Here is a 13,381-nt window from a genome sequence, read left to right on the forward strand (position 1 = left end):
CGTGACGGGGGTTCCAGGGGGTCGCCCCCCTGGGAAACTACAACTTCTTGCCCGCCGACTGCAGGTTCTCTGCGGCCTCGACGATCCGGGCGGCCATCGCGGTCTCGGCGGCCTTGCCCCACGAGCGCGGGTCGTACTGCTTCTTGTTGCCGACCTCGCCGTCGACCTTCAGGACGCCGTCGTAGTTGCGGAGCATGTGGTCGGCGACGGGGCGGGTGAAGGCGTACTGGGTGTCGGTGTCGATGTTCATCTTCACCACGCCGTACGACACGGCCTCGCGGATCTCTTCGAGGCTGGAGCCGGAGCCGCCGTGGAAGACCAGGTCGAACGGCTTGTCCTTGCCGTACTTGGCGCCGACCGCGTCCTGGATGTCCTTGAGGACCTCGGGGCGCAGCTTCACCGAGCCGGGCTTGTACACGCCGTGCACGTTGCCGAAGGTGGCGGCGAGGATGTAGCGGCCCTTCTCGCCGACGCCGACGGCCTCGGCGGTCGCGATCGCGTCGCCGGGGGTGGTGTAGAGCTTCTCGTTGATCTCGTTGGCGACGCCGTCCTCCTCGCCGCCGACGACGCCGATCTCCATCTCCATGATGATGCGGGCCTTGGCGCACTGCTCCAGGAGCTCGGCGGCGATGTCGAGGTTCTCGTGCAGCTCGACGGCGGACCCGTCCCACATGTGCGACTGGAACAGCGGCTCCTCGCCGCGCGCGACCCGCTCCTGCGAGATCTTGATGAGCGGCCGCATGAAGCCGTCCAGCTTGTCCTTCGGGCAGTGGTCGGTGTGCAGCGCGATGTTCACCGGGTACTTGGCGGCGACGACCCGTGCGTACTCGGCGAGGGCGCTGGCGCCGACGACCATGTCCTTGACGGTGGACCCGGACAGGTACTCGGCGCCCCCGGTGGAGACCTGCACGATGCCGTCGCTCTCCGCCTCGGCGAAGCCGCGCAGCGCCGCGTTCAGCGTCTGGCTCGACGTCACGTTGATGGCGGGGAAGGCGAAGCCGTCGCGCTTGGCCTTGTCGAGCATCTCCGCGTAGACCTCGGGCGTTGCGATGGGCATTGTCAGCGTCCTTTCATACGCAGGGTGCCGCCGGGCATCCGGCCGGGCGGTAGCACCACGAACGACCGTCTACCCAGGTGAGGGGCCCGGGTCACACGGTCTCCGGTCTGGCATGCCGTCCGCCTCCAGTATCCCGTCGGGGCCCGCGTTCCACCTAATCGCGACGGGCGTGAAGGTACGCTCGCGGTGTGGATCTCACGACGATTCCCCTCGACATCACCGAGTGGCTGCATCCGACCGCGTGGCTGCAGCTGTTCGGGACGTTCGCGACGATCGGCGTGCTCGCCATCATCTTCGCGGAGACCGGCCTGCTGGTCGGCTGCATCCTGCCGGGCGACTCGCTGCTGTTCACGGCGGGGATCCTCACGGCCGTCAGCGAGGTCAACGGCCAGGAGTTCCAGTCCTTGTCGCTGCCGTGGCTGCTGGTGGGCGGCCCGATCGCGGCGATCGCGGGCGCGCAGCTCGGGCACTTCCTCGGGGCGCGCTACGGGCGCCGGCTGTTCGACCGGCCCGACTCCAAGCTGTTCCGGCGGGAGTGGGTGGACAAGGCGGAGTACTACTTCAACCGGTTCGGCCCGGCGCGCGCGGTGGTGCTGGCCCGGTTCATCCCGATCGTCCGGACGTTCCTGAACCCGCTCGCCGGGATGCTGGGCATGGACGGCCGCAAGTTCTTCATCTGGAACGTGGTCGGTGGCGTGGCCTGGACGGACGCGCTGTTCCTGCTCGGCCACTTCCTCGGTTCCGAGGTCCCGGACATCGAGAAGTACATCCTGCCGGGGGTCGTCGTCATCCTCGTGCTGTCGCTGATCCCGATCGTCCGGGAGATCATGAAGGGGCGCGGCGGTGGCAACGGTCCGAATAAGAATGACCGTGAAGAGTCACGTCCGTCGCTCAGGAGTGACAGTTATCGCTAACCTCCCCATGTGGGACGTCATCGGTCGGACCCTATAGGTCTTGCGCGCATCGTGATCGCGGCCATCGCCGTGGTCTTCGCCTTAGCGCTTCTCGTGGTGGGCGGCATGGCTCTGGTCAACGCCGTGACAAGCTCGCCGGACAAGCAGGGCCCCTCGTCGGCGGCCTCATCCCCGAGCGGGCAGAGCACGTCCTCCCCGACGGCGTCCCCCACCGCGCAGGCCCCCTCGGCGAGCGTCCCTCTGCTGATCAAGGTCACCGGCCCGGCGACCACGGTGATCGTCCGCGTGCCCGACACCGGGCGGGTGCTGACGCAGGGCGTCCACAACACCGGGGAGGTGCTCCAGTTCAAGGAGAACACCCTGGACGTGGTCGCGACGAACGGCGGCTCGCTCCAGGTGGCCATCTACGGCAAGCTGCAGCCGGCCAAGCCGGCGAACCAGCGGGCCACCTGGTACGTGCGCCCGAAGGGCTGAGCGGCCCGGAGGGCTAGGACAGGCCGAGGTCCTCGACCGCGTACGGGTGCCGGTACACCAGGCCCTCCTCGGCGATCCGGGGGGCCGCGCCGCGCTCCAGGATCGTCGCGACGGCGACGACCTCGGCGCCGGCCTCGCGCAGCGCCTCGACGGCGGTGAGGACGGACCCGCCGGTGGTGGAGGTGTCCTCGACGGCGAGGACGCGGCGTCCGGCGACGTCGGGGCCCTCGATGCGGCGCTGGAGGCCGTGCGCCTTGCCGGCCTTGCGCACGACGAACGCGTCGAGGTGCTGCCCGCGCGCGGCGGCGGCGTGCAGCATGGCGGTGGCGACGGGGTCGGCGCCGAGGGTGAGGCCGCCGACGGCGTCGTAGCCGAGGTCGTCGGTCTCGTCCAGCATCACCCGCCCGACGAGGGGGGCGACGGCGCCGTCCAGGGTGACCCGGCGCAGGTCGACGTACCAGGACGCCTTCTTGCCCGAGGACAGGGTGAAGTCCCCGTGCACGACGGCCTTGTCCTTGATCTCTCGCAGCAGCTCTTCACGATCGCTCACAGGAGGAACCCTATTCATCCGGCGCCGGCCGCCGGCAGCCGACATGTACGGTTGCCGCGGGAAGGGGAGCCATGACGCCGGGATCCGTGGTGCTGCTGCACGCGCCGGGCGCCGCCGCGGCGTCCTGGGGCGACATGCCGGAGATGCTGCGCTCGTACGGGATGGACGTGATCGCGCCGGACGTGCCGGAGGGGGCGGGCACCCGGTACGTGGCCCGCGTCTCGCTGATCGTCTCGGCGGCGGGGCCGTCGGTGCCGCTGGTGCTGGCGGCGCTCGGGGCGGCGGGTCCGCTGGTGCCGGCGATCGCGCTGGCGCAGCGCGCGGCGCACCGCCCGGTGGGCGGGTACGTGTTCGTGGACGCCGAGCTGCCGCGTCCGCCGGGTGCGGTGCACGACCACGATTCCCTGCCGGGGCCGCCGGACTGGCCCGAGGCGCCGTGCGGCTACCTGCGCACCCATGCAGACCAGGCGGCCTTCCCCGATCGTGACGGGACGGTCAGGGAGGCCCGGCTGCGCGGCTGGGCCGTCGTCGAGCACGAGCCTCCCGCCGCCGCGGCCCAGGCGTTCAGCGAGCTGATAGCGACGCTCTAGGCCGCGGCGGTGCGCCGTCAGGGCGCGTCGACCTCGGGGGCGGAACGGTTCGAGCCGCGCAGTGTCAGCAGGGTGAGCAGCGCGGACGCGAGGGCGGCGGCGCCGCAGACGACGAACCCGATCGAGTAGCCGTGGCCGACGGCGTCCAGGGCCATGGAGTGGACGGGCTTGAGCGGCGGCGCGGCGGCGGACGCGCTGTTGATGCCGAGCGGCCCGCCTTCGTTCAGCACCTCCATGGCGGCGTGCTTGAGCCCGGCGGGCAGCGGCGAGGCGTCGAGCTTGTCGGTGAAGCCGGAGCCGGCGCGGCTGAGGGCGACGGCGCCGATGACGGCGGGGCCGAGGGTGAAGCCGAAGTCGCGCAGCAGGTTGGTGGTCGCGCTGGCCATGCCCTCCAGGTGGTGCGGGACGGTGTTGACGGCGGTCGCGGTGATCGAGGAGACGGTGACGGCGAAGCCGATGCCGACCAGGCCGAGCGGCAGGATCAGCGAGGTCATGGCGCGGTCGCCGATCGGCAGCGTCGCGGTCCAAAAGTCGCCGGCGGCGATGAGGATCAGCCCGCCGCCGGTGAGCAGGCCGGGCGCGACGCGGTGCAGGAGCCGTTCGGTGACCGGCAGGAGGACGAGCGCGAGGCCGTTGAGCAGCAGGAACGCCATCGCGGTGTGCATGGGCGGCTGGTCCTGCGCGGGGCCGAGCCGGATGCTGACCGAGTAGGCGGTGCCGAGGAAGCTGAACATGCCGACGACGGCGACGATCGAGGCGACCGCGAAGGACCGGTTGGCGAACAGGTCGAGCCGCAGCAGCGGCGAGCGGACGCGCAGCTCGGCGGCGACGAACGCGGCGAGGAACAGCGCGGCGAGCACGAACCCGGCGACGACGGGCGTGGAGCCCCAGCCGTCCTCGGGGCCCTGGATGATGGCGTAGAGCAGCGCGAACAGGCCGAGGCCGATGGTGATCTGGCCGGCCGGGTCGAGGGAGCGGCCTTCGGGGGCGCGGGAGTCGCGCGCGAGCAGGGTGCTGACGGCCGCGCTGATCGCGGCGAGGACGGTGACCACGATGAACGACCAGCGCCACGACCCGTAGGTGGCGGTGATGCCGCCGAGCAGCGGGGCGAGGAAGCCGCCGGTGGACAGGCACGCGGCCCACAGTGCGATGACCCGGGCGCGCTGGGTGCCGCCGCTGGTCCCGGCGGCGAGCATGGCGAGCGAGGTGGGGAACAGCGCGGCGGCGCCGAGGCCCGCGAGGGCCTGCCCGGCCCACAGCTGGTGGACGCCGGAGCTGGTGGTGCTGACCAGCTCGCCGACCGCCATCAGGGCGGCGCCGCCGATGAGCAGCCGCTTGCGTCCGAACAGGTCGCCGAGCACGCCGAACGTCAGTTCCAGGACGGCGACGGGCAGCAGGAACGCGTCGGAGATCCAGGTGAGCTGGGACCCGACGGGGTGCAGGTCCTTCTGGAACAGGCCGTTGAGGGTGGCCGGGATCGCGATGCCGATCTGCGCGAGGCAGACCGCGACGCAACCCGCGATCAGCGTGCCGCGCGCGAGGGACGCGCCGGACGCCGGCGTGGAGCGGGACGGGGTCTCCGCGGTGGTGGACACGTGGACTCCTTCGGGGTTCAGCGGCGCACGCCGACGAGGACGCCGGGCCGGTAGGGGACGAACGCGGCGCCGTCGAGGCCGAGCGCGAGCGCGCTGCGCTGCAGCTGGGCGGCGCCGGTGCCGCTCCAGCGTCCGGTGGTGATCCGGTGCTGGACGGCGTGGACGGCGGCGACGGTCTCGGCGGTGGTGAAGTTGCAGTGGCTCTGCCGGGCGACGTACGCCTGCCGCAGCAGGGCGGAGCGTCCGGCGGCCCGGACCCGTCCGGCGAACGCGTTCTCCTGCTCGACGGGGACGAGCTGGTCGGACGTGGTGTGCACGTCGAGCAGGGGGACGGCGAGGCCCTGGCCCGCGGTGGAGGTGCGGGTCAGGGACCGGGCGGCGGCGGGGTCGGCGGTGACGTCCGCGCCCTTGGTGAGGCGGGTGAGGTCGGCGTTGAGGTCGAGCCCGGCCGTCCGGTACAGCGCGCGTACCTGCGCGGCGTGTGAGGACCGCCGCAAGAGCGCGGTGTAGTCGACGCCCTTGTTCCACGAGGTGTTGCCCCCTGCGGACAGCTCGACCTGGTACCGCGCGGTGGTCAGGAACGACAGCAGGCCCTGCGAGTACCACGCGTACTGCTGCTTCTCCTGGCCCGTGTAGTCGTGCTTGGCGGGCGGCTGCTGGTTCGGCGCCCAGTCTGCGAGGTTGAGGTAGGCGGACGCGAGGGCGATCCGGGCGCGCCCTTGCGGGGTGGCCTGCGCCTTGGTGACGGCGTCGGTGAGCTCGGTGCCGAGCGCGGCGGCCTCGGCCGCGCCGGAGAAGCCGACGAGCCGGGTCCCGCTACCGGGGCCGAGGAGCGCGGTGATCGCGTACTCGGCGTCGAGTTGGTAGTTGTCGAGGTCGACGCCTCCGGCGACGAGGCCGCAGAGGCCGAGCGCGCCGTCGACGCGCCCGGCGCCGTCCCGGGCGATCTGCGCGTTGATCAGCCCGCCCATGGACTGGCCGACGGAGATGACGTGCCGGGGCCGTCCGGCGGCGCCGCGGAACGCGTCGATCGTGGCGAACTGGTCGCGCTCGGCGGACTTCAGGGCCCACATCGAGCCGTTCGGGTCGTAGGACGAGCCGGCGAGCGCGTAGCCCTCGGCGAGCAGCGCGGTCCGCGCGCCGGGGCTGGGCGCGTCCTGCGCGACGAGGGGGCCGAAACCGTGGCTGAGCAGCAGCAGCGTGCCGTTCCAGCGGGCGGGCACTTCGGCGGTCCAGGCGGCGCCGTCGGCGAGCTTCCCGGAGTAGGCGGACGGTGCGGCGGAGTAGGCGGGGGTGGCGGCGGCGGACGGGACGGCCGGGGCGAGCGCGAGCGCGGCGCCGGCGGCGAGTCCGCCCAGATGGCGGGCGTGGCGGGGGAGGGACATGGGGGGCTCCTGATCGGGGAGCGTGCCGGAAGGTCGCCGCGAATGTACGGCTGATTCTTGACGGCTGTCAATAATGTGACGAATATCGGACCATGCGCCGCCGCACCCCGATGATCAGCGGTTTCAGCTCAGCGGAAGGGTGTCCAGGATCCGGGCGGCCTCCACCGCCGCGGGCCGCTCCCACCGCCCCGCGAGATCGCGGAACACCGCCTCCGCGCGCATCGCGGGCCAGCCCTCCGGCAGATGCTCGGCCGGCAGGTGCGGGTCGCGGCGCACCAGCTCCAGCCAGTCGCTGTGCAGGACGAGCTGCCGCGCGAGATCGTCCGGCAGGCCCTCCGCCGCGGCCGGGCGGCCACCGGCGCCGCCGGTATCCCAGCGGTCGAGGAACGCCTGGTAGCGGGACGCCATCGCCGGCACGTCGAACGCGGTCTCCAGCACGTCCCGCACCTGCGTCGGCGGCAGCACGCTCCCGCCGAACACCCGGATGTGGGACTCCAGCCCGAGGCCCGCCAGCGCCGCCGCGACGTCGACCATGCCGGGCGCCGCCCACAGGCCGTTCTGCAGCGGCCCGAACCCCGCCCAGACCAGCCGGGACCGCAGGTCGTGCCGCTCGCGCCGCCAGTCCTCCGGCAGCGAGAACCCGACGAGCGTCCACCGGCCGTCCCAGTCGCGGTTGACGACGCCCGCCCGCCAGATCCGCTCCCGGCCGTCCTCCAGGACCCCTGCGGCGTGCGCGGACAGCGCGAAGTACATCTTGCGGCCCTGCCGGTGCCGCTCCAGCAGCCCGCGCTTGACCATCCGGTTCAGCGACGTCCGGACCGCGTGCTCGCCGATCCCCACCCGGCCGAGCACCTCGATGACGCTGCCCGCCGACACCGCGACGGGCCGCCCGAGCACGTGCGCCCCGAAGAACGTCAGCATCAGCGGGCGCGTGCGCGCCTCGGCGGCACCGGAGTCAGGCATCCCCACAGCGTAAGGGGACCCGCGCGGCCGGCCGGCGCCCGCTAGTTCTTGAGCAGGTCGTCCAGGAGCGCGTCGTAGTCGTCCTCGCTGCGGCCGAGGTCGATGCGCGCCCGGTAGCGCAGCCGCAGCAGCGCCTCGAGGCTGTCCTCGGCGAGCGCGACGTCGTCGGGCCCCGGCGTGAGGGACTCGTCGTCGGCGACCGGCGGCTCGTCGGGGTCGCCGATCCCGGTGCCGACGGCCCGGTCGCGCAGCGCGAGCACCACGTCGGCGCCGCTGGTGGCCCAGTCGTGCGCGCCGGACGCGTCGCCCTGCGCGTAGAGCACCTCGGCGACGGTGCGGTACACCTCGGGGTCGCGCGGCTTGTCGGCGCGGATCTGGTCGACGAGCGTGCGCGCCTCGTCGGCCCGGTCCAGTTCGAACAGCGCGTCGGCCAGGTAGGCGCGCGGGTCGCCGTACACCTCGCCGCCGTCCTCCAGGGCCTTGCGGTACAGCTCGGCGGCCCGGCCGTGGTCGCCGGCGTGCTGCCACTGCTCGCCGGCGCGCAGCAGGACGTTGGCGCGCGACACGCCGCCCGTCACCGACTCGGCCAGCTCGGACAGCCGCTCGGCCGCCGAGATGTGATCGCCGGTGCGCAGGGTGTCGAACTCCAGGTCGTCGAGATCGTCTTCCGTCACATGCGTCACGGTTCAACGCTACCCGCCGGCGGCCGGCCGAAGCGGGCGAATCACTGATGATCGTGCATTACCCGCCCGTAAGTGTCCGGGGCGTACCGCCGTCACCTGCGGGAACGTTCGAGGGCGTCCCAGAATCCGCGGCGCAGCGCGTGCCGCACCTCGTCGTGGAGCAGGAAGTCGATGGGCAGCGACGAGCCCTGCAGCAGGCGCGCCTCCAGGTCGGAGGGCATGCGGGGCTTGCGGGCGAGGACGGCCTCGAGCCACAGCGCGGGCGCGTCCCGGGCGACGGACTCGCCGAAGTCCTGGCCCTCCTGGTGCGCGGCCTTCACGGCGTCGGCGAGGGTCGGGGTGTTCTGCTGCGCGGGGACGGGCGCGATCTGCTGCGGCCCGGTGTAGGGGCCGTGCGGCCGGCTCTCCGGCAGCGGCGAGGCGCCGGACGAGTGGGGCGGCAGGTTCTGCGGGGGCAGCGTCTGCGGCGGGGGCGGCGGCGAGGGGGACGGCACCGGCGACGGCGAGCCGTACTGCGGGCCGCTGAGCGGCGGCCGGCTCGGCGCCGGAGCGGGGGACGACGCGGGCGGGGCCTGGAGCGGCGAGGACGGCAGGGGCAGCCCGCCGGAGCCCAGCGAGGACGACGAGCCCAGCGACGACGACGACCCGAGGCCGCCGCTGCCGGGCAGGGGCAGCGGTCCGGTGGGGACACCGACGCCGCTGCTGCCGCCGAGGCCGGGCGTACCGGACGGCCCGGACGACGCCGACGGCGACGATCCGATGCCCGACGAGCCCATCCCCGACGAGCCCATCCCCGAGGAGCTCATGCCGGGCGAGTTCATCCCGGACGAACCCATCCCTGACGAACCCATGCCGGAGGAGCCCATCCCCGACGAGCCGATCCCGGACGAGCCGAGGCCCGACGCGGCGGGGCTCAGCGGCGGCTGCCCGCCGATCGGCGACGACGGCGGCGGGCCGTTGTGCGCGGTGGTCTGGAGCGGGCCGAGCGGCGCGCCGGCGCCGCCGGGGCCGTGCCCGTTGGAGCCGTGCCCGTTGGACAGCGGGCCGGCGCCGAGCGCGGGCGGCCCGGCGCCGGCCCCGGAGTCGATGCCGCTGAGCAGGTTGACGTAGGGGCGCAGGTGCCCGGCGCCGATCTCGATGAGGTCGTCGCACTCCTGGCGCAGCACCCGGGAGATCGTCCAGTTGCCGTCGACGGCGACGTGCACGACGGTGACGCGCAGGCCGAGGTCCTGGGCGTCGGAGACGACCTGGGCGAGGTCCTCGTCGCCGCTGACCACGACGGCGTCGGCGAGCGCGCCGTTGCGGGCGAGGGTCATCAGGTCGCGGTGGATCTCGGTGTCGACGCCCTCGCGGCGGCCCGGGCGGATGCGGCCGAGGCGGAGCTTGAGGCCGGGCAGGTCGGCGAGCGCGTCGTGCTCGGGGGCGCGGCGGCCCTCGACGGTCGCCTCGTACCAGTAGCAGCGCAGCAGCGGCATGCCGGTGCGCTCGCGCGCGAGGTTGCCGAGCAGTTGCAGCAGCCCGCCGAAGTCCCACGAGACGGTCTCGCGATGGCGGGTGCCGTGCACCGCCATGGCGCCGTCGGCCAGCAGGTAGCCGGCGTCTACGAACAGCGCGCAGCGATCCATGCGACACCGCCCTTCCTCTAACGGGAGCTCACAGGCCGGCGTAGTGACCTCGGGCGCCTAATAGCGTAGTGAAGCCCGTCAGCCCCGTAGGCCAATACGGCGATTCGCACTCTTTCATGGCATACCGCCGGTTCGCGACTCCCCAGTAACAACAAACCGGGAACCGCGGCGGACGCTACCAGCCGATGCCCTCCCGCCCCGCCCTTCCCCATGATCTTTACGGGAAGAGCAGGTGGCCGGTTCACCCGTAGGGCCCCCGCGACCGTGCCTTCAACCGCCCATGGAACCGGCCGTCGGCGAGGACGGGCGCCATGACCTGCCGCGGAACCCCGGCGGGCGGCCCCGCGCCGGTGTCGACGCGCACCGCGCCGCCCACCTTGACGTGCACGCCGCCGCCGACCTTGACGTCCACCAGGTCGTGCCCGCCCGTGCGGACGGTGACGCGGACGAACAGCCCGTGCGGCGGCCGGTGGACGGGCGGCCGCGGCTTGGGTCGCGGCGGCCGCTTGTGCAGGTGCTGCCGCGGCGGCTTGGCGGCCGGCGGCGCCTTGACGTGCGGTTTCGGATGCGGCGCGGGCCGCTGCGCCACCGGCTCGACCACGGGCGCCGCCGGACGCGGAGGCGCCGGACGCGGCGCGGGCGGCTTCGGGGCGGGCGGGCGCGGCGCGGCCTGCGCGATGGCGGGCGGGTCGTGCGCGGGCTCGATCGGCTCCTTGTCGGACACGAGCATCATCGCGGCGGCCACCGCGGCCGCCACCGCCACCGCGCCGCCGCCCGCGAGCGCCTGCTGCTGCCGTTTCGGCAGGTACCGCAGCCAGCTGAACAGCCCGGCCTTGGACGCCAGCGCCACGCCCGACGCGGTGCCGAGCACCAGCGGGCCGAGCCCCTCGCGCAGCGCCGTGTTCAGGGCGGCGAGCTCGGTGTACAGCGTCTTGCAGTGCGCGCAGCCGTCCAGGTGCCGCTGGATGCGGCGGCTCTCGCGGCCCGCCAGCGCGCCCCGCACGAACGACCCGAGCCGCTCCATCGTCGACCGGCACTCGCGGGGCGTCACGTCCCGGCTCTCGATGTGCATCTGCAGGTACGCCTGCCGCAGCCCCTCGCGGGCCCGGTAGGCGAGCGCCGCCGCGCCGTTGGCGGTGAGGCCGAGCAGCGGCGCGACCTCCGCCGGCTTCGCGCCCTCGACCTCGGTGTGCCAGAGCACCTCCTGCCAGCGGTCGGGCAGCGACCGGTACGCCCGGACGATCAGCGAGCGCTCCAGCTCGGCGAGCGCCGGGTCCTCGAAGGGGACGCCCTCGTCGAACTCCTCGATCTGGTCGGTGCGGTGGACACGGCGGTCGGCGCGCCGCCGGTCGTACACCGAGCGGCGCACGGCGGTGAGCAGGTACGGGCGGAACCCGGTGTCGGGCCCGGCGCCGCGCCGCAGCACGCCGAGGACCTTGGCGAACGCGTCCTGCACGGCGTCCTCGGCGGCGGCCTGGTCGGAGCCGCCGGTCAGGTGCCGGGCGAGGCCGCGGGCCGCCGCGACGTGCCGCTCGTACAGCGTCGCGTACGCCGACACGTCGCCGTCGCGGACCCGGGAGATGAGCGCCGCGTCCCCGGTCCCGGTCGTGGCGGGCTCCTCCACGTGGCCTCCCTCACGGACGCGCCGTCCTTGGCGGGCTCTTCGCCACCCCGATGCTAGCTCGTTGTGACGCCTTGACCACACATTGTCGCTCACGCCGGGGGTCGCCATGTTCGATTTCGCAGAACCGCGTCATGGACGGTTCCCTCGCGCGTTGGAGGGGCGTGGACGGTTCCCCAGGCCGTCCGCCCGGGGTGCGCCCGTTCCGGCGAGGGGGCTGAACGGGTGCACCCCGCTCCGTCCGTCGTGCCTGGTGGGCACGCGGAGCGGCGTCAGCCGCCGATGGCGGCGCGGCCCAGTTCGGTGAGGGCGGTCTCCGTGCGCGGCGTCTCCCACCGGACGGTGCACTGTCGGCCGGTCAGTTCGACGGTGGCGATCGCGTTGTCGAACCACGGGCCGTCGGTCATCCGCCACCGCAGCGGCGGTGCGGGCACCTTCGCGAGCTTGGCCAGCGCGCGGAACGCCCCGCTCACGCCGCGCATGGACGCGAAGCGGTTGGCGCGCTGGATCGTCCCGTTCAGCGGGTTGCGCAGCGGCGAGCAGATGATCTGCGAGATGGCGGACGCGGTGCCGGGCGCGGTGACCCGGGACAGGCACGAGTAGTGGATGTCACCGGAGAGAAAGGAGATGCTGGCCGGGGCGGCACCCCGTTCTCCCTTACCGACGGCGATCACGTCCTCGGCGACCTCGCGGAAGGAGCGCTCGAACGCCGCCCAGTGCTCCAGGTCGGCGGCCTGCCGGACCTTCTCGCCGACGGCGGCGGCGCGCCGTCCCCATGCGCCGCCCGCGACGGCCTCGTTCCACGACTCGGCGTGGTGGATGGTGCGGGGCAGCAGGTAGGGCAGCGAGCTGGCGATGAGCAGGTGGTCCATGCCGCCCTGGCACTGCTCGTCCAGCCAGCGGAACTCCTCGTCGTCCAGCATCCCGCGGCGGTCGGGGGTGAGCAGCCGGGAGCAGCGGCTGTCGACGACGACGAGCCGGGTGCCGCCCCAGTCGTGCGCGTAGCTCCACCGCATCGTGTCGGGCTGCTTGTCGGCGCGCTCGGCGAACTCGTCCAGCACCGCGCCGGCGTCGCCGCCGGCCTCCGACACGACGCGCACTTGCGCGAGGAGGGGGTCGGCCGCCCGGTCCTCCGGCGACATGTTCCCGAGGTGCTGGTAGATCCAGTAGGAGCCGATGCCGCCGGTGATCCGGGCCCGCCACCACGGCTGCGCCCACATCTGCTGCCGCCACGCGTACGAGGTGTTCCAGTCGTCGCGGATGTCGTGGTCGTCGAAGATGGTGAAGGTCGGGACGGTCGACAGCAGCCACCGGACGGCCCGGTCGTCGTGCCAGGCCAGCTTGTACAGGTGGGTGTAGTCCTCGAAGTCGGCGGCCTCGTCGACGGGCGGTTCGTCCGCGGCGCGCCGGCCCCGGATGAACTCCTTCATCTCCTCGCTCAGCTCGTCGGCATAGACCTGGTCGCCGACCATCAGCAGGACGTCGGGCCAGGCCGCGTCGTCGCCGCCGTCCTTGAGGCGGTGCGCGAACGCGGCGAGCGCGTCGTGCCCGAACTTCTCGGGGGTGCCGGGGGAGCGGCGGCACGACCCGAACGAGATGCGCAGCGTCCCGGCCGGGTCGAGGGTCCTGATCTGGCTGGCGGGGTAGGCGGAGCCGGGTTCCGGCCAGACCGTCTCGCCGTCGAGGAGCACCTGGTAGGGGACGCGGGCGCCGGGGTCGAGGCCGTCGACCTCCACGACCGCGTAGTGGTGGCCGTGCGCGGTGAACGTGCGGGCGGCCGCGTCGACGCCGTGCTCGGCGGCGACCACGCGGACCTCGCACGGGCGGTCGGTCTCCACCCAGATCGTCGCGGTATGGGCGCTGACATGGCGGAGGTGGGGGCCGAGTGCCAAAGCGGTCATAGAAGGTCTCTCTAGCGGAACCC

At 73.5% G+C, this 13,381-nt stretch carries 12 protein-coding genes; 3 read left to right on the forward strand and 9 right to left on the reverse strand.

Annotated elements, in window-relative coordinates; genetic code table 11:
• Positions 1–37 precede the first annotated feature (37 nt).
• The gene (gene fbaA, locus J4709_RS47800) at positions 38–1,057 is read right to left on the reverse strand and encodes a class II fructose-bisphosphate aldolase (protein ID WP_208252140.1); all 1,020 of its coding nucleotides are present in this window, start codon (positions 1,055–1,057) and stop codon (positions 38–40) included.
• A 188-nt stretch (positions 1,058–1,245) separates the two neighbouring features.
• Here fbaA and J4709_RS47805 point away from each other — a divergent pair, with 188 nt between their 5' ends.
• Both J4709_RS47805 and J4709_RS47810 read left to right on the forward strand, forming a co-directional pair.
• Positions 1,246–1,971, forward strand: a complete 726-nt coding sequence (locus J4709_RS47805) for a DedA family protein (RefSeq protein WP_208252141.1) — start codon at positions 1,246–1,248, stop codon at positions 1,969–1,971.
• Positions 1,972–2,076: 105 nt separating this feature from the next.
• Positions 2,077–2,445, forward strand: a complete 369-nt coding sequence (locus J4709_RS47810; RefSeq protein WP_232385168.1) for a hypothetical protein — start codon at positions 2,077–2,079, stop codon at positions 2,443–2,445.
• A 13-nt stretch (positions 2,446–2,458) separates the two neighbouring features.
• Here J4709_RS47810 and pyrE read toward each other — a convergent pair whose 3' ends face one another.
• Positions 2,459–2,995, reverse strand: coding sequence for an orotate phosphoribosyltransferase (gene pyrE / locus J4709_RS47815; protein WP_208252143.1), 537 nt, complete (start codon positions 2,993–2,995; stop codon positions 2,459–2,461).
• A 71-nt stretch (positions 2,996–3,066) separates the two neighbouring features.
• Between pyrE and J4709_RS47820 the strand changes: the two genes are divergently transcribed.
• Positions 3,067–3,585, forward strand: coding sequence for a hypothetical protein (locus tag J4709_RS47820; RefSeq protein WP_208252144.1), 519 nt, complete (start codon positions 3,067–3,069; stop codon positions 3,583–3,585).
• A gap of 17 nt (positions 3,586–3,602) precedes the next feature.
• Here J4709_RS47820 and J4709_RS47825 read toward each other — a convergent pair whose 3' ends face one another.
• From J4709_RS47825 to J4709_RS47855, 7 genes are all read right to left on the reverse strand, one after another.
• Positions 3,603–5,180 carry an MFS transporter gene (locus J4709_RS47825; protein WP_208252145.1) on the reverse strand — a complete coding sequence of 526 codons (1,578 nt, stop codon included), beginning with the start codon at positions 5,178–5,180 and terminating at the stop codon, positions 3,603–3,605.
• Between the two features lie 17 nt (positions 5,181–5,197).
• Positions 5,198–6,565 (reverse strand): alpha/beta fold hydrolase, encoded by a 1,368-nt coding sequence (locus tag J4709_RS47830; protein WP_208252146.1) that lies wholly within the window; start codon positions 6,563–6,565, stop codon positions 5,198–5,200.
• 123 nt (positions 6,566–6,688) lie between these two features.
• On the reverse strand, positions 6,689–7,528 hold the full coding sequence (locus tag J4709_RS47835; protein ID WP_232385169.1) for a PaaX family transcriptional regulator: 840 nt from the start codon (positions 7,526–7,528) through the stop codon (positions 6,689–6,691).
• Positions 7,529–7,569: 41 nt separating this feature from the next.
• A complete protein-coding gene (locus tag J4709_RS47840; protein ID WP_307802116.1) occupies positions 7,570–8,211 on the reverse strand; it encodes a tetratricopeptide repeat protein in 642 nt (213 codons plus the stop codon).
• A gap of 92 nt (positions 8,212–8,303) precedes the next feature.
• Entirely contained in the window at positions 8,304–9,836 is a 1,533-nt protein-coding gene (locus tag J4709_RS47845) for an NYN domain-containing protein (RefSeq protein ID WP_208252147.1), read from the reverse strand.
• Between the two features lie 241 nt (positions 9,837–10,077).
• Entirely contained in the window at positions 10,078–11,460 is a 1,383-nt protein-coding gene (locus J4709_RS47850; RefSeq protein WP_208252148.1) for a sigma-70 family RNA polymerase sigma factor, read from the reverse strand.
• Between the two features lie 269 nt (positions 11,461–11,729).
• On the reverse strand, positions 11,730–13,358 hold the full coding sequence (locus J4709_RS47855; protein WP_208252149.1) for an alkaline phosphatase D family protein: 1,629 nt from the start codon (positions 13,356–13,358) through the stop codon (positions 11,730–11,732).
• Positions 13,359–13,381: the final 23 nt, after the last annotated feature.

The organism is Actinomadura violacea, assembly GCF_017573465.1.
Classification (GTDB): domain Bacteria; phylum Actinomycetota; class Actinomycetes; order Streptosporangiales; family Streptosporangiaceae; genus Spirillospora; species Spirillospora violacea.